The following is a 20,822-nucleotide window of genomic DNA, read 5'->3' as shown; positions in this document are numbered from 1 at the left end:
TGGTTATGGGTGACCGGCACGACTACGTGGCCCTCGAATGGGTCAAGGGTGAAATTGCCGAAACGCTGAAACAGGCGCATCAGGCGATTGAAGCCGTGCTCGATGACCCGCAGGCCGCGCCGGGGCTGGATGAGTGTCTGGCCTATATCCATCAGGTGCACGGCAGTTTGCAGATGGTCGAGTTCTACGGCGCGGCGTTGCTCGCCGAAGAAATGGAGCATCTGGTCGAAGCCTTGCAGCAGGGGCGCGTCGCCCATCGCGATGAAGCCCTGCACTTGCTGCTGCAAGCCCTTGGGCAATTGCCGATCTACCTCGATCGGGTGCAGAGCGCCCGCCGCGACTTGCCGCTGGTGGTGCTGCCGCTGATCAACGACCTGCGCAGTGCGCGCGGCGATAGCCTGCTCTCGGAAACCAGCCTGTTCAGCCCGCCCTTGCCGGACGTGTCGCCGTTGAGCGCAGAAGCCTTGGCCGCGCTGGAGCCGGCCGACTGGCCCAACGTGCTGCGCAAGTTGCGTCAGATGCTGCAAATGGCGCTGGTCGGGTTGCTGCGCGAGCAGGATGACCAGACCCACCTCGAATACCTGGCGAAAGTTTTCCAGCGCCTCGAAGCGCTCAGCGCCGATGCGCCCCTGAGCCCGCTGTGGCAGGTCGCTTCCGCGCTGGTCGAAGGCATGCGCGAAGGCGCCATCGCCAACAGCCCGGCGCTGCGCAGCCTGTTCAAGGACGCCGACAAGGAACTCAAGCGCCTGCTCGAACAAGGCCCGCGCGGCCTCAATCAGCCGCCCCCGCCGGAGCTGCTGAAAAGCCTGCTGTTCTATATTGCCAAAGCCGAACATCCCACCGGGCAGATGCTGACCATGAAAGAACGCTACTCCCTGGACGACGCGTTGCCCGACAGCGCGATGGTCGACGAAGAACGCGCGCGCCTGGCCGGTCCCGACCGCGATGCGATGCGCTCGGTGCTGGCGGCGCTGTGCGAAGAGTTGGTGCGGGTCAAGGAACGCCTCGACCTGTTCGTGCGCAGCGACCGTCAGCACACCTCCGATCTGGAGAGCCTGCTGGCGCCGTTGCGGCAGATCGCCGACACCCTCGCGGTGCTCGGTTTCGGCCAGCCGCGCAAAGTCATCATCGATCAACTGGCGGTGGTGCTCAGCCTCGCCCAGGGCCAGCGCGAACCGAATGACGCGACGCTGATGGACGTTGCCGGTGCGCTGCTCTACGTCGAAGCCAACCTCGCCGGGATGGTCGGCACCGTAGAGCCGGAAAGCCCCGAAGACGCGCGCCTGCCGACCACTGACCTGACGCAGATCCATCAGATCGTGATCAAGGAAGCGCGCATCTGCCTGCAACAGGCCAAGGACATGATCGTTGATTACATCGACGCCGATTGGGATCGCCAGCAACTGCAGCCGCTGCCTGAACTGCTGACTCAAGTGCGCGGCGCGCTGGCGATGATTCCGCTGAGCCGCGCGGCGAGTCTGGTCGAGGCCTGTAACAGCTTCATCCGCGAACACCTGCTGCTCGATCCGCACCAGCCAGGCTGGCAGCAACTGGATAATCTGGCCGACGTCATCACCAGCCTCGAGTATTACCTCGAGCGCCTGAGCGACGACCCGCAAGCGCCGAATGAACAACTGCTGGATGTCGCACAAAAGAGCCTCGCCAGCCTCGGTTTCTTTCCACACGAACAGCACGTACCGGTGCTCGACGATGTGCTCAGCCCCAGCGAAGCGCTGGTGATGCAGGACCTGCAAGCGCTGGATGACCCTGACACCGTGCAGTCGCTGGCCGATGTGCTGGCCAGCCCGGTGTCGGCGGTCAACCCGCCGGCCTTGATCACGCCCGGCAGCCTGATGCCACCACCGGCCGATGAAGAGCCGGTGGACGATGAACTGCGCGAAGTGTTCCTCGAAGAGACCGACGAAGTCCTCGAAGTCCTGCACGAATACCTGCCGCGCTGGTCGGCCGACACTCATGACCGCGCCGCCCTGACCGAACTGCGCCGCGCCTTTCACACCTTGAAGGGCAGCGGGCGCATGGTTCGCGCGTTGATCCTTGGCGAGCTGGCCTGGGCGGTGGAAAACCTGCTCAACCGCGTGCTGGAACACAGCGTCGAACCTGGCGCGCAGGTGCAGCAGTTGCTCACCGACACGGCGTTGCTACTGCCGGAACTGATCAGCGAATTCGCCACGCAGCGCCAGCGTCAGCGCAGCGATGTCGATCAACTGGCGGCCCGCGCGCATGCGCTGGCCAAAGGCGTCGAGCCGCTGGCGGCCGAAGACGTCGACGACGTGGCGGCCCTCGACCCGTTGTTGCTGGAGATCTTCCGCAACGAGGCCGAAACCCACCTCGCCAGCCTCAACCGCTTCCTCGATCAGGCTGCCGAGCATGTGCCGCTGCCGGCCAGCGACGAATTGCAGCGCGCCTTGCACACGCTCAAGGGCAGTGCGTCGATGGCCGGCGTGTTGCCGATTGCCGAACTGGCCGCGCCGCTGGATAAACTGGCGCGCGAGTTCAAGGCGCATCAGTTGCCGCTGGATCTTGATGAAGTGGAATTGCTCCTTGAAGCCCAAGGCCTGTTCCGCGTCGGTCTGCGCCAGCTCAAGCACGATCCGCTGGCACCGATTGTCGGTGCGCAGTCGCTGATCAAACGCACCGAAACGCTGCTGGCCGAACGCCTGGAGGCGATCCTCAACGCGCCGAACACCGGCCTGCGGATCAAGCGCGATCCGCAACTGATCAACAACTTCCTCGCTCAAGGCATGGACATCCTGCTCGACGCCGAAAGCCTGTTGCAACGCTGGCAGCAACACCCCGGCGAGCGCCAGGAACTCAGCGCGCTGCTGGACGAACTCACTACTCTGGGCGAAGGCGCACACCTCGCCGATCTGCTGCCGGTGGACGTGCTCTGCGAAGCCTTGCTCGACCTCTATGGCGCCGTCGAAGAAAGCAGCCTGGCGGTCAGCGACAGGTTCTTCCACGAAGCGCAGAACGCTCACGAAGCGCTGATCAACATGCTCGACGAACTGGCCGCCGGCCAGGAAATCACCCCACAGCCGCAGCGCATTCGCGCCCTGCACGAACTGCTCGATGAAAGCCTCGACCCGACCGCCATGGGGCTGATTCGCAGCGACGGCAGCCGCACCTTGAGCATCCATGAGCTGGGCGCCGCCACCGCCGAACTGTCCCGCGCCAACGCCGAAAGCGCGCCGGATGACGAGATCGTCGAGATCTTTCTCGAAGAAGCGGTGGATATTCTCGACAGTGCCGGGCAAGCCCTGCAGCGCTGGTTGAGCGACCCGGACAACGCTGCGCCGCTGTCGTCGTTGCAGCGCGATCTGCACACCCTCAAGGGCGGCGCGCGGATGGCCGAAGTCGACGCCATCGGCGATCTGGCCCATGAGCTGGAAAGTCTTTACGAAGGTCTGGTGGATCGTCGCCACAGTTACAGCGAGCTGCTCGGACGCTTGCTGCACAAGAGCCACGACCGCTTGGCGCAGTTGCTTGAACAGTTGCACAACCATCAGCCACTGACCCCGGCGCAAGACCTGATCGAAGCGATCCGCCAGTTCCGTCAGGGCCAGTCCGGCAGTGCCGAAGCGGCGCAGCCGACGGCTGTACCCGACAGCGCGGCGCATGATCCGGAACTGCTGGAAATCTTCCTCGAAGAAGGTTTCGACATCATCGAAAGCTCCGGCGCCGCGCTGTTGCGCTGGCAGGCAGAGCCGGGCAATCGGCAGGAAGTGGAAACCCTGCTGCGCGATCTGCACACCCTCAAGGGCGGCGCGCGGATGGTCGAGATCGGCCCGATCGGCGACCTCGCCCATGAGCTCGAATACCTTTACGAAAGCCTCGCCACCGGCGTGCTGCAACCGTCCGCCGAACTGTTCGCGCTGGTGCAGCGCGGGCATGACCGGTTGGCGCAGATGCTCGACGGCGTGCGCGCCGGGCAGCCATGCCCGCCGGCGGATCGGCTGATCAACGCGATCCAGAATTTCAGCCACCCGGCGACTCCTGACACGCCGCCGCTGCTGCCGATTCCGGCCAAGACCGAGCCTGCGGCACCCGCCGCTGATGCCGGCGCGGACATGGTCAAGGTCTCCGCCGAACTGCTCGATGAGCTGGTCAACCTGGCTGGGGAAACCTCGATTTTCCGTGGGCGTATCGAGCAGCAAGTCAGCGATGCGCAAACCGCGCTGAACGAGATGGAAACCACCATCGAGCGCATGCGCGATCAGCTTCGCCGGCTCGACACCGAAACCCAGGGGCGTATTCTCAGCCGTCAGCAAGTCGATGCCGAACGCCTCGGTTACGAAGAATTCGATCCGCTGGAAATGGACCGTCATTCGCAGTTGCAGCAACTGTCGCGGGCGCTGTTCGAATCCGCCTCCGACTTGCTCGATCTCAAGGAAACCCTCGAGCGCCGCAACCACGACGCCGAGAACCTGTTGCAGCAACAGGGGCGGATCAACACCGAGTTGCAGGAAGGCCTGATGCGTACGCGCATGGTGCCGTTCGAACGCATGCTGCCGCGCCTGAAACGCATCGTGCGTCAGGTCGCCGAAGAGCTGAACAAAGACGTCGCGTTCATCATCGGCAACGCCGAAGGCGAGATGGATCGCAACGTGCTGGAGCGCATGGCCGCGCCGCTGGAGCACATGCTGCGCAACGCCGTCGACCATGGTCTGGAGTCGGCCGAAGTGCGGCTGGCGGCGGGCAAACCGGCGCAGGGTACGATCACCCTCGACCTGACCCGCGAGGGTGGCGACATCGTTTTCGATATTCGCGACGATGGCGCTGGGGTGCCGCTGGACGCGGTGCGGCGCAAGGCAATCAAGCGCGGCCTGCTGGCACCGGACGCCGAGATCAGCGACCGCGACGTGCTGCAATTCATCCTGCAGCCGGGGTTCTCCACGGCGGAAAAGATCACCCAGATTTCCGGACGCGGCGTCGGCATGGACGTGGTTCACGAAGAAGTCCGTCAGCTCGGCGGCACCATGAGCATCGACTCGGTGCCGGGGCAGGGCGTGCATTTTCGCATTCGTCTGCCGTTCACCGTGTCGGTCAACCGCGCGCTGATGGTGCAGTGCGGCGAGGATCAATACGCGATTCCGCTGAACACCATCGAAGGCATCGTCCGCGTGTTGCCGAATGATCTGGAAGCGCACTACCGCAACGATCCGCCGAGCTACCACTACGCCGGCCAGCGTTACGAACTGTGCTATCTGGGCGAGCTGCTGAAAACCGCGCCACGCCCGAAACTGCTCGGCCAGAGCCTGCCGCTGCCGGTGCTGCTGGTGCAGTGCAATGACCGGCACATCGCGGTGCAGGTCGATGCGATGGCTGGCACCCGCGAGATCGTGGTCAAGAGCCTCGGCCCGCAGTTCGCGGCAGTGCAGGGCGTGTCCGGGGCGACGATTCTCGGCGATGGCCGGGTGGTGCTGATTCTTGATCTACTCGCACCGATCCGCGCGATGCAGGCGCGGGTTGCGCAGCGCCCGGCGCAGACGGAAATCGACAGCGAACCGCAGAAGCCACTGCTGGTGCTGGTGGTCGATGACTCGGTGACCGTGCGCAAGGTCACCAGCCGTTTGCTCGAACGCCACGGCATGAACGTGCTGACCGCCAAGGACGGTGTCGACGCCATGTTGCTGCTCGAAGAACACATGCCCGACCTGATGCTGCTCGACATCGAAATGCCGCGCATGGACGGCTTCGAAGTCGCCACCCAGGTACGCAATGACGAGCGCCTGCAACACCTGCCGATCATCATGATCACCTCGCGCACCGGGCAGAAACACCGCGACCGCGCGATGGCCATCGGCGTCAACGACTACCTCGGCAAGCCGTATCAGGAATCGGTGCTGCTCGAAAGCATTGCCCACTGGAGCAAGAAACATGCATGAGCGCCGCCACAACGCGCGCACCAGCCAACTCACCGGCCTGCTGCTGCCGCTGGCCGACCGCAACCTGATCCTGCCCAACGTCGCCGTCGCCGAGCTGATCGACTACCAGGCCAGCGCCTTCGACCTCGACACCCCGCCGTGGTATCTGGGGCGGGTGAGCTGGCGCGAACGGCAGATTCCGCTGCTGAGTTTCGAGTCAGCCTGCGGGCAGAAAATCGTCATCGGCGAACGCGCGCGGATCGTCATCCTCAATGCTCTCGGTGGGTTGCCGCAGCTGAAATTCATTGCGCTGCTGGTGCAGGGGATCCCGCGTTCGTACAAGCTCGACAGTCAGTTGAGTTATGTCGATGTGCCGTTGTGTGCGCTGGAGCAGGCGGCGGTGCAGGTCGGGGAGCAGGTGGCGAAGGTGCCGGATTTGTTGGGGTTGGAGCAGTTGTTGGTGGATGCCGGACTTATCCACTGATCCGGAGTCTTCAGTGGCATGACTGGCCTCTTCGCGAGCAAGCCCGCTCCCACAGTGGGTCTTCAGTGGATGCAGATTTTATGTACGCCATAAATCCCCTGTGGGAGCGGGCTTGCTCGCGAAGGCGCCAGTCGCCTCACCTCAATCCGACAGACAAATCCTCAATCTCTACAGCGCAATAAACACACTTCAGCCCCGCTGTTTAAGGACACCCAAGGTTACGGTCAGCAGCCTACAAATCCTTGCGCCGCTGCCTACGCATGCACCAGAATCCGCCGGCTTGTGCGCCCTCGGCAGGCTGCGTAACTTGATCCCGTCACTGATTCCCAGTGATCGGGTTTAGCAGCCCGTGGTTAATCTAAGGGTGCACATACATCATCGTCAGGCTCAGTGCCTGCATTCGATGGCGGCTGTGCGCAGGGCGCTTCGGCGCGCCGGCTTCCTTAGGTTCCCCGGTCTGCTAACCTGCGTTCAGCTGCCACCCCTTCTTTTAGCAGAGAAGCGGTTCCAGCTTTATTTCGGAACCTGAAAATGATTAAACCAACACCAAGTCCGCCGCCAACAGATGCGGCATCCCCCTACGAAGCCCCCGAATCAAAGAAATTCCACGAAGCCGCCGAGCGCGCCCTCGACCATTACCTCGGCCCGCCAAAACCCGACCTCATGGCCACGCCCTACACCCCCAACACGCTGTATATGGCCAACCCCGACGCCGACAGCGAATCCCTGCTGGCCGACGCCAGCGAATCCCTCGGCTCGGCCACGGTCATGCTCAACAACCATGCGGCGCTGGTGCAAGGCACGCACCGCAAGACGCTGCAGGGCATTGCTCAGGTGGTGATGGTGGCGGAGATGGCGGTGAATCGGGTGTTGGATAGGTTGGTGCCGACGGAGTGATTAAAAGCCGACCCTCACCCCAGCCCTCTCCCGGAGGGAGAGGGGGCCGACCGAGGTGTCTGGCGTTGTACATCGACCTGAAAAACCGAGTCGATTATGGATTTGGTAAACCTGGTGAATTCCGGATTCAGTACAACACTCCCAGGTCGACGTAACCCTTGAGCATCCCCCAATCAGTCCCCTCTCCCTCCGGGAGAGGGCTAGGGTGAGGGCAGCCCTCGATCGTTACCCTGAGCGTAACGATTCACCACCGCGCTTGATTGATGCCCCCACCCCACACGCCTAACGTAGCTCCACGACAGCGAACCCCGTGGAGTGAGCATGACAACAACAATTTCCCCCGACTCGCGCTGGACGCGGCGGCGTGACGAGAAGCAGCGGCGTCTCGACAAGGTGCGCGGGCTGGCCGACGGTGTGGTACTGCCAAGCGACAAGATCGTCGCCGCACTCGAAGCGTTGATCCATCCCGGCGACCGTGTGGTGCTGGAGGGCAACAACCAGAAGCAGGCGGATTTCCTTTCCCGTTCGCTGGCCAAAGCCGATCCGGCCAAGCTGCATGATCTGCACATGATCATGCCGAGCGTCGGTCGCTCCGAGCACCTCGATCTGTTCGAACGCGGCATCGCCCGCAAGCTCGATTTCTCCTTCGCCGGCACCCAGAGCCTGCGCATCAGCCAGTTGCTCGAAGACGGCCTGCTGGAAATCGGCGCGATCCACACCTACATCGAACTCTACGCGCGGCTGGTGGTGGACCTGATCCCCAACGTCGTGCTTTCGGCCGGGTTCATGGCCGACCGCGCCGGTAACATCTACACCGGCCCGAGCACCGAAGACACCCCGGCACTGATTGAACCGGCGGCGTTCAGCGATGGCATCGTCATCGTCCAGGTCAACCAATTGGTCGACGATGTCAGCGAACTGCCTCGCGTCGACATCCCGGCCTCGTGGGTGGATTTCGTGGTGGTGGCGGACAAGCCGTTCTACATCGAACCGCTGTTCACCCGCGACCCACGGCACATCAAACCGGTGCACGTGTTGATGGCGATGATGGCGATTCGCGGGATCTACGAAAAACACAACGTGCAGTCGCTCAACCACGGCATCGGTTTCAACACCGCCGCCATTGAGCTGATCCTGCCCACCTACGGCGAATCCCTCGGCCTCAAAGGCAAGATCTGCCGCAACTGGACGCTCAACCCGCACCCGACGTTGATCCCGGCGATCGAAAGCGGCTGGGTCGAAAGCGTGCATTGCTTCGGCACCGAACTGGGCATGGAAAATTACATCGCCGCGCGGCCGGACGTGTTCTTCACCGGGCGTGACGGTTCGCTGCGTTCCAACCGGATGTTCTGCCAACTGGCCGGGCAGTACGCGGTGGACCTGTTCATCGGTGCAACCCTGCAAGTCGATGGCGATGGCCATTCCTCCACCGTGACCCGTGGTCGCCTCGCCGGTTTCGGCGGCGCACCGAACATGGGGCACGACCCACGCGGCCGTCGTCACGGCACCCCGGCGTGGCTCGACATGCGCCATGACGATTCGCAGCAACCGATGCTCGAGCGCGGCAAGAAACTCGTGGTGCAAATGGTCGAGACCTTCCAGGAGGGCGGCAAACCGACCTTCGTCGAAACCCTCGACGCGGTGGAGGTGGCGAAGAAAAGCGGCATGCCGCTGGCGCCGATCATGATCTACGGCGACGACGTCACTCACTTGCTCACCGAAGAGGGCATCGCCTACCTGTACAAGGCGCGCTCGCTGGAAGAGCGTCAGGCGATGATCGCAGCGGTGGCCGGCGTTACCGCCATCGGCCTGCGGCACAACCCGAAAGACACCGAACGCATGCGCCGCGAAGGCCTGATCGCCTTGCCCGAAGACCTCGGCATCCGCCGCACCGACGCCACCCGCGAACTGCTGGCGGCGAAAAGTGTGGCCGATCTGGTCGAGTGGTCCGGCGGCCTGTACAACCCGCCCGCCAAGTTCAGGAGCTGGTAATGCACGCACTCAACCTGCAAGCGAAATCCCTGAGCCTGAGCGAACGCCTGGCGGATCTGGCGGTGGATGCGCTGATCGACGAAGCCGATCTGTCACCGAAACCGGCGCTGGTCGACCGACGTGGCAATGGCGCGCACACCGATCTGCACCTGGGCCTGATGCACGCCTCGGCGCTGTCGTTGTGGCCGGCGTTCAAGGAAATGGCCGAAGCGGCGGTTGAAATCGGCGAAGTCGATTCCACGTTGCGCGAAACGATTGGCCGCATCGGCCGTGAAGGCGAGCAAGCCATGCTCACGACCACCAACGGCGTGAATACCCATCGCGGCGCCATTTGGGCGCTGGGGTTACTGGTGACCGCTGCTGCGCTGGAACCGAAATCCTCAAGCGCCAACGCAGTCTCTCTTCGCGCCGCACGTCTGGCATTACTCGATGACCGCTACGCACCAAAACCGCTGAGCCACGGCGCGCAAGTCGCCCTGCGCTACGGCGCACGCGGTGCCCGTGAGGAAGCGCAACTCGGCTTCCCGTCCGTGCTGCAACGCGGCTTGCCGCAACTCAAACGCAGCCGCGCCAGCAGCCACGGCGAACAGAACGCCCGGCTCGACGCGCTGCTCGCGATCATGACCGATCTGGCCGACACCTGCGTGCTCTACCGCGCCGGTGAACAAGGCCTGCACGCCATGCAACACGGCGCGCAAGCGGTGCTCGACGCCGGCGGCAGCGCCAGCCTCAGCGGGCGTCGGCGTCTGCACGAACTGGATCAACAACTCATCGCATTGAATGCCTCGCCCGGTGGCGCCGCCGATTTGCTCGCCGCCACGCTGCTGCTCGATCGAATCGAGCGCGACGGCATCCTTCAAGGAGCGTTTTGATGGAAACCTTATCCTTTGAATTCCCCGCCGGGCAGCCGCCACGCGGGCGGGCGCTGGTCGGCTGTGTCGGCTCGGGCGATCTGGAAGTGCTGATTGAACCGGGGCTGGCCGGCAAGCTGACGATCAATGTGCAGACCTCGGTCAACGGTGCGCAGCAGCGTTGGCAGCATCTGTTCGCGCGGATGTTCGACGGCACCACGCCGCCGGCGATGGCCATCGATATTCACGATTTCGGCGCCACGCCGGGGGTGGTGCGTTTGCGCCTGGAACAAGGTTTCGAGGAGATCGGCCATGACTGACAGCGCAGCGCTGTTGCACAAGCACAGCTTCGTCGAACTCGGCGCGCGGCAACGGGCGAAAGCCTTGCTCGACGCCGGGACCTTCCGCGAATTGCTCGACCCGTTTCAGCGGGTCATGTCGCCATGGCTTGAACGCCAGGGCGTGGTGCCGCAAGCCGATGACGGCGTTGTGATCGCCAAGGGCAGCCTCGACGGTTTGCCGGTGGTGATCGCCGCCATCGAAGGCGCGTTCCAGGGCGGCAGCCTCGGCGAAGTCGGCGGGGCGAAGATTGCCGGCGCGCTGGAACTGGCCGCCGAAGACAACCGCAAGGGCATCCCGACTCGCGCCGTGTTGCTGCTGGAAACCGGTGGCGTGCGTTTGCAGGAAGCCAACCTCGGGCTGGCGGCGATTGCCGATATTCATGCGGCGATTGTCGATTTGCAGCAGTACCAACCGGTGGTCGGTGTGGTCGCGGGCAGTGTTGGTTGTTTCGGCGGCATGTCGATTGCCGCTGCGCTGTGCAGTTATTTGCTGGTGACCCAGGAAGCGCGTCTCGGTTTGAACGGGCCGCAGGTGATCGAGCAGGAAGCCGGGATCGAGGAATACGACTCCCGCGACCGGCCCTTCATCTGGAGCCTGACCGGCGGCGAACAGCGTTTCGCCAGCGGGCTGGTGGATCGTTATGTCGCCGATGATGTGGCGCAGATCCGTCAGCAGGTCGGTGAATTGCTGCAGCAGGGTTTGCCCGCTAAGCCGCGCAGTCAGCGCGCCGATTGGTTCCTGCAACGCCTGAACCGTTTGGACACCGCCAAGCAAATCGAACCGTCGGTGGTTCGCGATCTGTATCAAGGAGAGCGCTCATGAGTGGTTATTCCGTGCGCGGTTTGAACTGGTTCAACGCCCTGAGCGCGGGCGCGAAAGCCGTAGAAGGTTTGCCGCCATCGTTGCAAGTGGCCGATGGCGAACTTGGACGCTTTATTGCGGTGGTCGCTGACCCCGACAACCGTTTCCCACGGGCTCGCAATGGCGAAGTCGGTTTGCTCGAAGGCTGGGGTCTGGCCAAGGCTGTAGATGACGCGATCACGGCGGATCGCGACAAAGCGCAGAAGCGCCCGATCATCGCCATCGTCGACGTCCCGAGCCAGGCTTACGGTCGTCGCGAAGAAGCCCTCGGCATTCATCAGGCACTGGCCGGTGCGGCGGACAGTTATGCCCGCGCCCGTCTGGCCGGGCATCCGGTGATTGCGCTGCTGGTGGGCAAGGCCATGTCCGGGGCGTTTCTTGCTCATGGTTATCAGGCCAACCGTTTGATTGCCCTGCGCGATCCCGGGGTGATGGTGCATGCGATGGGCAAGGCCTCGGCGGCGCGAGTGACGCTGCGCAGTGTCGAGGAACTGGAAGCACTGTCCGCCAGCGTGCCGCCAATGGCCTATGACATCGACAGCTACGCCAGCCTCGGATTGCTCTGGGAAACCCTCTCGGTGCAGCAGATCGAGCAGCCGACGGCGGAGGATCTTGCGCGGGTGACCGAGTGCCTGAAACAGGCCATCGACGATATCTCCAGCACTGACTTGCGCAAGCGTCTCGGCGCGAAAAATCGTGAAGCGTCCAGCCGCGTGCGTGAACTGCTGAGGGCGCAGTGGTGAACATGCCACTGGCTCACGACCTGCTCTGGGGCATGACCCCGGCGCAGTTGCCGGCGGATGCGCCGCAGTGGGCGATCGAGTCGCTGGCTGCCGGGCAACCGGTGGTGGTGCGGCGGGCGGTGAGCGCTGAAGGTTTGATCGCGGTGGGCGTGCGCGGTGTGTTCCGTGAGCAGCGGCTGGCGGCGTTCATGCCGGTCGATTCGATTGCCTGTCGCGTTAGTCCTGAGGCGCTGTGTCATGTTGAGTGCGAGCGCGATTTACCGGTGATGCAGGCACTCAAACAACTGCGGCCAATGCTTGATGACTGCGGTTGGGTCTGGGGTATCAGCGGTAGTGTCGGGTTTGAATTGGCCAGTGGTTTTAGGGCGATGCACGCGGCCAGCGATCTCGATCTGATTCTGCGTACACCGCAACTGATCACGCGTAATCAAGCACGCAAACTGGTCGCGGTTTTTGATCACGCCGTGTGCCGGGTCGACATGCAATTGCAGACGCCGTTCGGTGCAGTCGCTTTGCGCGAATGGGCCAGTGGGTCTGCACGGGTGCTGCTGAAAAACGCCCATCAAGCCTGTCTGGTCACTGATCCGTGGAACCCGCAGGAGCAGGCAGCGTGAGCAGCCTGTTGGTGTTCCCCGGCCAGGGCGCGCAGCAACCGGGCATGCTCCTGCGTTTGCCTCGGGAAACCTTGACCGAGGCCAGCGAGGTGCTCGGTGAAGATGTCGCGCTGCTCGATTCTGCCGACGCGTTGCGCAGCACCCGGGCGGTTCAGCTGTGCCTGTTGATCGCCGGGGTCGCTGCCTCGCGGCAGTTGCTACAGGACGAATTGGAAGCGGATTACGTCGCCGGTCTGTCCATCGGTGCCTACCCGGCAGCGGTGGTCGCCGGGGCATTGAGCTTCAGCGATGCGTTAAATCTGGTCAGCCTGCGTGGCGAGTTGATGCAGCAGGCTTATCCACAAGGCTTTGGCATGACCGCAATCATCGGCCTGCAATTATCCACCGTCGAAACGCTGCTGGCGCAGGTGCACAGCGCGGAGTCGCCGGTGTATCTGGCCAACATCAATGCCGATAACCAGGTGGTGATTGCCGGCAGCGACAAGGCGATGCAAGCGGTGGCGGAACTGGCGCGCAGTCGTGGCGCCGGTCTGGCGAAACGCCTGGCGGTGAGCGTGCCGTCACACTGTCCGTTGCTGGAAGCGCCGGCGCAAACCCTCGCCGAAGCCTTCGCCAAGGTTGCACTGAAGCCCCCGAAAATCGCTTACCTGAGTGGCAGCCGCGCGCGTCCGCTGATCAAGCCTGATGCCTTGCGCGACGACCTCGCCTTCAACATGTGCCGCGTGGTGGACTGGCGCGGCACCGTGCAAAGCGCTTACGAGCGCGGCGTACGTTTACAAATCGAACTGCCGCCCGGTGCGGTGCTGACCGGGCTGGCGCGCCGGGTGTTTGAATCGGGCACGGTCACTGCCTTTGACAGTGCGCGTCTGGACACCTTGCAGGCGCTGTTGCGAGAGGAGGGTGGCCGCCGACCATAAACTGCCGCGACTCAGGCTTCGAACAACAAAAACAACATTCGACGATGCACTTTGAGGACTACAACAATGATTATTTACGGTGTGGCGCTGCTGGCGATCTGTACGCTGGCAGGGGTGATCATGGGTGACATGCTTGGCGTGTTGCTGGGCGTCAAATCCAACGTCGGCGGGGTCGGCATCGCCATGATTCTGTTGATCTGCGCGCGGTTGTGGATGCAAAAACGCGGCGGCATGACCAGGGATTGCGAAATGGGCGTCGGCTTCTGGGGCGCGATGTACATTCCGGTGGTGGTAGCGATGGCCGCGCAACAGAACGTCGTCACCGCCCTGCACGGCGGCCCGGTGGCGGTGCTGGCGGCCATCGGTTCGGTGCTGGTCTGTGGCTGCACGATTGCCTTGATCAGCCGCACCCATAAGGGTGAACCATTGCCCGACGAACCGGTGGAAGTCACCCCGGTCGGCACCCCGGTAGGAGGTCGCTGACATGTGGGCACTCATTGAAAACGGTCTGGAACACAATGGCCTGATCACCGCGTTCGCTTTCGTCGGCGTGATCATGTGGGTCTCGGTGATTCTCTCGAAACGCCTGACCTTCGGGCGCATTCACGGCTCGGCGATTGCCATCGTCATCGGTCTGGTGCTGGCCTGGGTCGGCGGCACCATGACCGGTGGCCAGAAAGGCCTGGCGGATCTGACGCTGTTCTCCGGCATCGGCCTGATGGGTGGGGCGATGCTGCGGGATTTCGCGATTGTCGCCACGGCGTTCGAAGTGCAGGCGACCGAGGCGAAGAAGGCCGGGTTGATTGGCGTGATCGCGCTGCTGCTCGGCACCATCCTGCCGTTCATTGTCGGCGCGTGTATGGCTTGGGCCTTCGGCTATCGCGATGCGGTGAGCATGACCACCATCGGCGCGGGCGCGGTGACCTACATCGTCGGACCGGTGACTGGTGCGGCTATTGGCGCGACCTCGGATGTGATGGCGCTGTCGATTGCCACTGGATTGATCAAGGCGATTCTGGTGATGGTCGGCACGCCGGTCGCGGCGCGCTGGATGGGCCTGGATAACCCGCGCTCGGCGATGGTGTTTGGTGGTCTGGCCGGGACGGTGAGCGGGGTGACCGCGGGGCTGGCGGCGACGGATCGGCGGTTGGTGCCTTATGGGGCGTTGACCGCTACGTTCCATACTGGGCTTGGCTGTTTGCTGGGGCCTTCGCTGCTGTTCTTCATTGTTCGCGGGATTGTGGGCTAGATCCGGAATTTCAGTTGTCTGAGTTGACGCTTTCGCGAGCAAGCCCGCTCCCACATTTGGAATGCGTTCCCCTGTGGGGGCGGGCTTGCTCGCGAAGGGCGCGACTCGGTCTCAAGTCTGGCGATTGGCATACATCCGACACTCCGCCAGCAACGCCAGCAGATTCGGATCGCGCTCCTTGGCCTTGAGAAACACCACGCCAATGTGCTGCTGCAAGCGGTACTTCTCCTGCAACGGAATCAGCTTCACCCGGTTCTCGTACACCGCCGCAATCCTTCCCGGCAGCAACGCATAACCCACCCCCGAGCTGACCATGCTCAGCAGGGTGAAGATGTCGTTGACCTGCATCGCCACCTTCGGCTCGAACCCCGCCTGCTTGAACACCCGAATGCCGTCCTGATGGGTGGCGAAGCCTTGGGTCAGGGTGATGAAGGTTTCATCGCGCACCTCTGCCAGATCGACTTCACTGCGTTGAGCGAATCTTGAATCTGCCGGCGTGGCGAGGAAAATGTCATCGGAAAACAGCGGGATCTGCTCGCAGTCCGGGTCGCTGACCGTGTCGTCCAGCGACACCAGAATCGCGTCGACTTCCATGTTCTTCAGCTTGTACAGCAGGTCGATGTTCGAGCCGAGGATCAGGTCGATGTTGAGTTCGCTGCGGCGGATCTTCAGGCCCATGATCAGTTGCGGTACGGTTTTCACCGTCAGCGAATACAGCGAGCCGAGTTTGAAGCGTTCAGCGGAGAAACCGGCGGCCTCGCGGGTCAGGCGCACGCTTTCGACCACGTCCTGAATCAGCTTCTGCGCGCGTTCTTCGAGCACGTAGGCGCTTTCCAGTGGCGTCAGGTTGCGCCCTTCGTGCTTGAACAGCGGGCAGCGCAGGGCGCTTTCCAGCGAATGGATCGCCCGGTGCACGCTGACATTGCTGGTCTGCAACTCGGCAGCGGCGCGCGCCAGATTGCCGGTGCGCATGAAGGCGAGGAACACCTCGAGTTTTTTCAGGGTCAATTCTTCGTCGATCAGCATGGCGCGGACTCTTTTTGGTATCGACCGATTGTGCCCAATTACCGTGGCGTGCGCAGGTCCGCGTTGAACAGAAACATTGCGCTTTTACGCTCAAGGCCCGAGCCTTGCGCGCTGCGGTAACGAATAACGAGGTGAGCGACACATGTATCACGGGGAAAAACTCAACGCCTGGACGCATCTGGTCGGGGCAGTGGCCGCATTTATCGGCGGCGTGTGGATGCTGGTGATTGCCAGCCTCGACGGCAGTCCGTGGAAAATTGTCAGCGTGGCGATCTACGCCTTTACGTTGCTGGTGCTCTACAGCGCCTCGACCGTGTACCACAGCGTGCGCGGGCGCAAGAAAGCGATCATGAAGAAGGTCGATCACTTTTCGATCTACCTGCTGATCGCCGGCAGCTACACACCATTCTGTCTGGTGACGCTGCGCGGGCCGTGGGGCTGGACGTTGTTCGGGATTGTCTGGGGGCTGGCGCTGATCGGCATCCTGCAGGAGATCAAACCACGCTCGGAAGCGCGGATCCTGTCGATCGTGATCTACGCGGTGATGGGCTGGATCGTGCTGGTGGCGGTCAAACCGTTGATTGCTGCTTTGGGCACGGCAGGGTTTGCCTGGCTGGCGTCGGGCGGGGTGTTGTACACCGTGGGCATTATCTTTTTTGCCCTGGATCACCGGTTACGGCATGCGCACGGGATCTGGCATCTGTTCGTGATCGCCGGGAGTCTGCTGCACTTTGTGGCGATTCTGTTTTATGTCCTCTAACTGGAATTGTCCCCAATCTCCCTGTGGGAGCGGGCTTGCTCGCGAATGCGTCGATTCAGACAACATCTCTGTTGAATGACACACCGCATTCGCGAGCAAGCCCGCTCCCACATTAGTTGTGTTCCCACATCAGACTTGTGCCGAGTGCAGGTTATTGAGTTGTTGTTCAGCTCGCTGGCTGAAAATCTGCAGCAGATCGTTGAGCGTATGCGGTGGTGGCTCGCTGGCGCGGGTCACGGCGTACAAAGTGATCGGCAGTGGCGGGGCGAGGGGGCGGAGGGTGGTGGTTGCCACAGAGGCGCCCAGTGCGGTGAACGGATCGATCACCGCGACGCCGGCGCCGGACTCGACCATCGCCCGTGCCAGCGAATAGGTCTGCACGGCAATCCGCACCCGTGGCGGTGGCTCCACCGCTTCCAGATAGCTGTCGAGCCTTGCCGCCAATGGATCGGCGCTGGATAAACCAATAAGCGGCACATCCGCAAGCGCCATCAGTGGCAGCGGTTTGCCGACGTCTGCCGGCGGCCAGAAGTCCTTTGGCGCCAACGCCACCAGCACCCCCGCCGCCAGCGGCTGCGCTTTCAGCCCCGGGTGATCCGGCAGTTGCAACGTCAGGGCCACGTCCACTTCGCGCATCAGCAGGTTCTGCATCAACTCGCGGCTGTGGGCACTGGACAGTTCGCAGGCGATGTCCGGGAATTGCGCCGTCCATTGCCGGATCGCCGGCGGCAGCAGCGACAGCGCCAGCGCTGGAGTCGCGCCGATCCGCAGGCTGTGGCCGGGTTCGCGGCGCAGGCTCTGTGCCAGGCGCCGCACGCCTTGCAGACTTTCCGTGACCTTGTCGACTTCGCGCTCCAGCTCCAGCGCTTCCGGGGTCGCCTGCAATTTACCGCGCACCCGCAGAAACAACGGAAAGCCCAACTGCTGCTCGGCGTGCTGCAGCACTTTGGTCACCGCCGGTTGCGAGACGTGCAGCAATTGCGCAGCGGCGCTGACCGAGCCGGTCTGGCGGATGGCCTGGAAAATCTCGATGTGGCGAAGGCGCATGGCGAGTCCATAACCTTTGTTTATAGGTCTGGCATCTTTATTCATTGTTCGGCGCCTGTCACCTCACCCTAACCTCAGCCTCGTCTTCACATAGAAATAGGGACGGACATGGCTCAGCGTGTGTGCATCATCGGCGGCGGCGTGATCGGGTTGGCAACGGCCTATGCGCTGGTGCGCGACGGTTTCGAAGTGACAGTGGTCGAGGCGCGGCAGTCGCTGGGCAGCGAAACCAGCTTCGCCAACGGCGGCCAGTTGTCCTACCGCTATGTGGCGCCGCTGGCCGATGCCGGCGTGCCGTTGCAGGCGATCGGCTGGATGCTGCGCGGCGACTCACCGCTCAAGCTGCGCCCGCGTCTGGACCCGGCGCAATGGCGCTGGATGGCGTCGTTTCTCGCCGCCTGCCGCACCTCGATCAACCGCGAAAACGCGGCGCATCTGTTGCGTCTGGCGCTGTTCAGCCAGAGCACCCTGAAACGCTGGCGCGAGGATGACGGACTTACCGGTTTCAACTGGCGGCGCAACGGCAAACTGGTGACTTTCCGCAATGCCGTCAGTTTCGACCATGCGCGCAAGGGCCTGGCCGATCCGCAGCAACAACAGGTGTTGTCCGCCACCGAATGTGCGCAACTGGAACCGGCCTTGACCAAAGCGCCGTTTGTGGGCGCGATCTACACGCCGGATGAAGAAGTCGGCGACTGTCACGCCTTCTGCCAGCAGTTGGCGGGGCGATTGAAGGCGTCGGGCCGTTGCGAGTTTCGTCTCGGTCAGGCAGTCACCGGCATTCGTCACAGCCACGGCGCCGTCACCGCCATTGAGCTTGGCGACGAAACCCTGCCGGTCGACCAACTGGTAATCGCCGCCGGGCACCGAAGCTCTTTGCTGGCGCTGCCCGGCCTGCACGTGCCGCTGTATCCGCTGAAGGGTTACAGCCTGACCGTGCCGATCGGCAACGGGCATCGGGCGCCGGACGTGAGCATCACCGACTACGACCGCAAGATCGTCTACGCGCGCATCGGCGAACAGTTACGCGTGGCGGCGATGGTCGACATCGTCGGTTTCGACCCGGCGGTAGATCCCGAGCGGTTGGCACTGATCAAGCGCCAGGCCCGCGACACCTTTCCCGATGCCGGCAATTACGACGCGGCTGTGGAGTGGGCGGGCATGCGCCCGGCCACCCCCACCGGCGTACCGTTGTTGGGCGCCACGGCGTATCGCAATCTGTGGCTCAACCTCGGCCACGGCGCGCTCGGTTTCACCCTGGCCTGCGGCAGCGGGCAGTTGCTCAGCGAACTGATCGGCCAGCAGCGTACATCCATTGATCTGCACGGCTTCAATCCCCGTGCGGCGTGACGGATTCTGCTAAAACACCCCAACCACAACGGAGAATAACAATGCAAAAAATCACGTTGCTCGGCTGCACACTGGCGCTGTTCATCGGCGCCCAGGCACAGGCCAATGAAGTGCCGCTGACCGGCGCGCTTGGCAAGATCGCCAGCGCCAACAGCATCACCCTGGGCTATCGCGATGCGTCGGTGCCGTTCTCGTATGTGGGCGATCACACCGGGCAGCCGATGGGGTATTCGGTGGAGCTGGCAGGCAAGATTGTCGAGCGGATCAAGCAGCAACTGGCGTTGCCGGAGCTGAAGGTGAAGTACAACCTGGTGACATCGCAGACGCGGATTCCGCTGGTGCAGAACGGCACGGTTGATCTTGAGTGCGGCTCCACCGGGGTGACGGCCGAGCGGCAGAAACAGGTCGCGTTCTCCTACGGTTTCATCTACGTAAAAGGGCAGTTGCTGACCGCAAAGGACAGCGGCATTCACAGCTTCGATGACCTGCGCGGCAAGAACGTGGTGACCACCGCCGGCACCACCAACGAGCGCTATCTGAAGAGCTACAACCTCGACCACAAACTGAACATGTTCGTGATCAGCGCCAAGGATCACGGCGAGGCGTTCCAGATGCTGCAGTCGGGACGGGCAGCGGCCTTCTACATGGACGACGCATTGCTCTACGGCGAGCGGGCCAAGGCGCGGGACCCGCACAACTGGGTCGTGGTGGGGGAGGAACAATCGCGGGAAATCTACAGCTGCATGGTGCGCAAGGATGATCCGCAATTCCTCGCGCTGGTGAACGACGCGCTGGCCGATCTGTACAGCTCGGGGGAGATCAACGGGATTTACCGTAAGTGGTTCGAACAGCCGATCCCGCCAAAGGGGTTGAACCTGGAGTTTCCGATGACCAGCGAGTTGAAGGCGATCATTGCCAGGCCAGTCAGTGATCCGGTGGAGTGACAGTCAGACCGAGGTGAAGCTCTTCGCGAGCAAGCCCGCTCCCACGGTAGTTCTCGGGTGTGCACAAAATTTGTGCTCACTGGAAATCCAATGTGGGAGCGGGCTTGCTCGCGAAGAGGCCCTAGAAGTCACCCCAAAGCTGCTGAGCCACCGCCAGTGCAACCACCGGCGCAGTCTCGGTACGCAGCACGCGTGGGCCGAGGCGGGCGGCGTGGAAACCGTTGCCCTTGGCTTGCTCGACCTCGGCGTCGGACAAGCCGCCTTCGGGGCCGATCAGGAACGCCAGGGTCGCCGGTTTGGCATGGCTCACCAGCGGCTCCGCCACCGGGTGCAGCACCAGTTTCAGCTCGGCTTCGGTCTGTTTCAACCAGTCCGCCAGCAGCACCGGCGGATGAATCACCGGCACCCGCGAGCGGCCGCACTGCTCACAGGCGCTGATCGCCACCTGACGCCAGTGCAGCAGGCGTTTGTCGGCGCGTTCGTCCTTCAGGCGCACTTCGCAGCGGTCGCTGAAGATCGGGGTGATTTCCGTCACGCCCAGCTCGGTGGCTTTCTGGATCGCCCAGTCCATGCGTTCGCCACGGGACAGGCCCTGGCCGAGGTGGATCTGCAGCGGCGATTCAATCTGCCCGGCTAACTGCTCGTCGATCTGCACGACGACGCGTTTCTTGCCGACCTCCACCAGCGAGCCGCGAAACTCATGGCCGGAGCCGTCGAACAGCTGCACCGCATCGCCCTCGGCCATGCGCAGCACGCGGCTGATGTAATGCGCCTGGGCTTCCGGCAGTTCGTGTTCGCCGGTGCTCAGGGGGGCGTCGATAAAGAAGCGGGACAGTCTCATTTCGGGTCTCTGGAAAGAT

Annotated in this window: 18 protein-coding genes; 15 read left to right on the top strand and 3 right to left on the bottom strand. The window is 63.1% G+C overall.

What is annotated here, in order from left to right; genetic code table 11:
• Positions 1-5 precede the first annotated feature (5 nt).
• From J1G18_RS01015 to madM, 12 genes are all read left to right on the top strand, one after another.
• Entirely contained in the window at positions 6-5,906 is a 5,901-nt protein-coding gene (locus J1G18_RS01015; RefSeq protein WP_223007101.1) for an Hpt domain-containing protein, read from the top strand.
• Complete coding sequence (locus J1G18_RS01010; protein WP_003229084.1) at positions 5,899-6,369, top strand: chemotaxis protein CheW; 471 nt, start codon at positions 5,899-5,901, stop codon at positions 6,367-6,369. Before J1G18_RS01015 ends, J1G18_RS01010 begins: the two co-directional genes overlap by 8 nt.
• Before the next feature lie 531 nt (positions 6,370-6,900).
• Positions 6,901-7,266: a DUF6124 family protein gene (locus J1G18_RS01005; RefSeq protein ID WP_134784869.1), complete on the top strand. Its 366-nt coding sequence runs from the start codon at positions 6,901-6,903 to the stop codon at positions 7,264-7,266.
• Between the two features lie 321 nt (positions 7,267-7,587).
• On the top strand, positions 7,588-9,258 hold the full coding sequence (gene mdcA / locus J1G18_RS01000) for a malonate decarboxylase subunit alpha (RefSeq protein ID WP_095137524.1): 1,671 nt from the start codon (positions 7,588-7,590) through the stop codon (positions 9,256-9,258).
• The gene (locus J1G18_RS00995; RefSeq protein ID WP_223006962.1) at positions 9,258-10,130 is read left to right on the top strand and encodes a triphosphoribosyl-dephospho-CoA synthase; all 873 of its coding nucleotides are present in this window, start codon (positions 9,258-9,260) and stop codon (positions 10,128-10,130) included. Before mdcA ends, J1G18_RS00995 begins: the two co-directional genes overlap by 1 nt.
• Entirely contained in the window at positions 10,130-10,429 is a 300-nt protein-coding gene (locus tag J1G18_RS00990) for a malonate decarboxylase subunit delta (RefSeq protein ID WP_003229075.1), read from the top strand. The genes J1G18_RS00995 and J1G18_RS00990 overlap by 1 nt, the downstream gene beginning before the upstream one ends.
• Positions 10,422-11,273, top strand: coding sequence for a biotin-independent malonate decarboxylase subunit beta (locus J1G18_RS00985; protein WP_223006961.1), 852 nt, complete (start codon positions 10,422-10,424; stop codon positions 11,271-11,273). The genes J1G18_RS00990 and J1G18_RS00985 overlap by 8 nt, the downstream gene beginning before the upstream one ends.
• A complete protein-coding gene (mdcE, locus tag J1G18_RS00980; RefSeq protein ID WP_223006960.1) occupies positions 11,270-12,055 on the top strand; it encodes a biotin-independent malonate decarboxylase subunit gamma in 786 nt (261 codons plus the stop codon). The genes J1G18_RS00985 and mdcE overlap by 4 nt, the downstream gene beginning before the upstream one ends.
• Complete coding sequence (locus J1G18_RS00975) at positions 12,049-12,669, top strand: malonate decarboxylase holo-ACP synthase (RefSeq protein WP_223006959.1); 621 nt, start codon at positions 12,049-12,051, stop codon at positions 12,667-12,669. The genes mdcE and J1G18_RS00975 overlap by 7 nt, the downstream gene beginning before the upstream one ends.
• Positions 12,666-13,586 (top strand): malonate decarboxylase subunit epsilon, encoded by a 921-nt coding sequence (mdcH, locus tag J1G18_RS00970; protein WP_223006958.1) that lies wholly within the window; start codon positions 12,666-12,668, stop codon positions 13,584-13,586. Before J1G18_RS00975 ends, mdcH begins: the two co-directional genes overlap by 4 nt.
• A gap of 66 nt (positions 13,587-13,652) precedes the next feature.
• Positions 13,653-14,069: a malonate transporter subunit MadL gene (gene madL / locus J1G18_RS00965; protein WP_103369368.1), complete on the top strand. Its 417-nt coding sequence runs from the start codon at positions 13,653-13,655 to the stop codon at positions 14,067-14,069.
• A gap of 1 nt (position 14,070) precedes the next feature.
• The gene (gene madM, locus J1G18_RS00960) at positions 14,071-14,835 is read left to right on the top strand and encodes a malonate transporter subunit MadM (protein WP_123588956.1); all 765 of its coding nucleotides are present in this window, start codon (positions 14,071-14,073) and stop codon (positions 14,833-14,835) included.
• Positions 14,836-14,946: 111 nt separating this feature from the next.
• Here madM and J1G18_RS00955 read toward each other — a convergent pair whose 3' ends face one another.
• Positions 14,947-15,861 carry a LysR substrate-binding domain-containing protein gene (locus tag J1G18_RS00955; RefSeq protein ID WP_223006957.1) on the bottom strand — a complete coding sequence of 305 codons (915 nt, stop codon included), beginning with the start codon at positions 15,859-15,861 and terminating at the stop codon, positions 14,947-14,949.
• Between the two features lie 142 nt (positions 15,862-16,003).
• Between J1G18_RS00955 and trhA the strand changes: the two genes are divergently transcribed.
• Positions 16,004-16,621: a PAQR family membrane homeostasis protein TrhA gene (gene trhA, locus J1G18_RS00950; protein WP_007964065.1), complete on the top strand. Its 618-nt coding sequence runs from the start codon at positions 16,004-16,006 to the stop codon at positions 16,619-16,621.
• Between the two features lie 129 nt (positions 16,622-16,750).
• Here trhA and J1G18_RS00945 read toward each other — a convergent pair whose 3' ends face one another.
• Complete coding sequence (locus J1G18_RS00945; RefSeq protein ID WP_027610598.1) at positions 16,751-17,668, bottom strand: LysR family transcriptional regulator; 918 nt, start codon at positions 17,666-17,668, stop codon at positions 16,751-16,753.
• Between the two features lie 108 nt (positions 17,669-17,776).
• Here J1G18_RS00945 and J1G18_RS00940 point away from each other — a divergent pair, with 108 nt between their 5' ends.
• Positions 17,777-19,018, top strand: coding sequence for a D-amino acid dehydrogenase (locus J1G18_RS00940; protein WP_223006956.1), 1,242 nt, complete (start codon positions 17,777-17,779; stop codon positions 19,016-19,018).
• Positions 19,019-19,059: 41 nt separating this feature from the next.
• Positions 19,060-19,962, top strand: coding sequence for a transporter substrate-binding domain-containing protein (locus J1G18_RS00935; protein WP_134784859.1), 903 nt, complete (start codon positions 19,060-19,062; stop codon positions 19,960-19,962).
• Positions 19,963-20,083: 121 nt separating this feature from the next.
• Here the strand turns inward: J1G18_RS00935 and J1G18_RS00930 are convergent, their stop codons facing one another.
• On the bottom strand, positions 20,084-20,803 hold the full coding sequence (locus tag J1G18_RS00930) for a 16S rRNA (uracil(1498)-N(3))-methyltransferase (protein WP_098966038.1): 720 nt from the start codon (positions 20,801-20,803) through the stop codon (positions 20,084-20,086).
• Between the last annotated feature and the right edge of the window lie 19 nt (positions 20,804-20,822).

It is taken from the genome of Pseudomonas sp. MIS38, assembly GCF_019891575.1.
GTDB classification, from domain to species: domain Bacteria; phylum Pseudomonadota; class Gammaproteobacteria; order Pseudomonadales; family Pseudomonadaceae; genus Aquipseudomonas; species Aquipseudomonas putida_A.
This window is presented reverse-complemented; position numbering and strand designations above follow the sequence as displayed.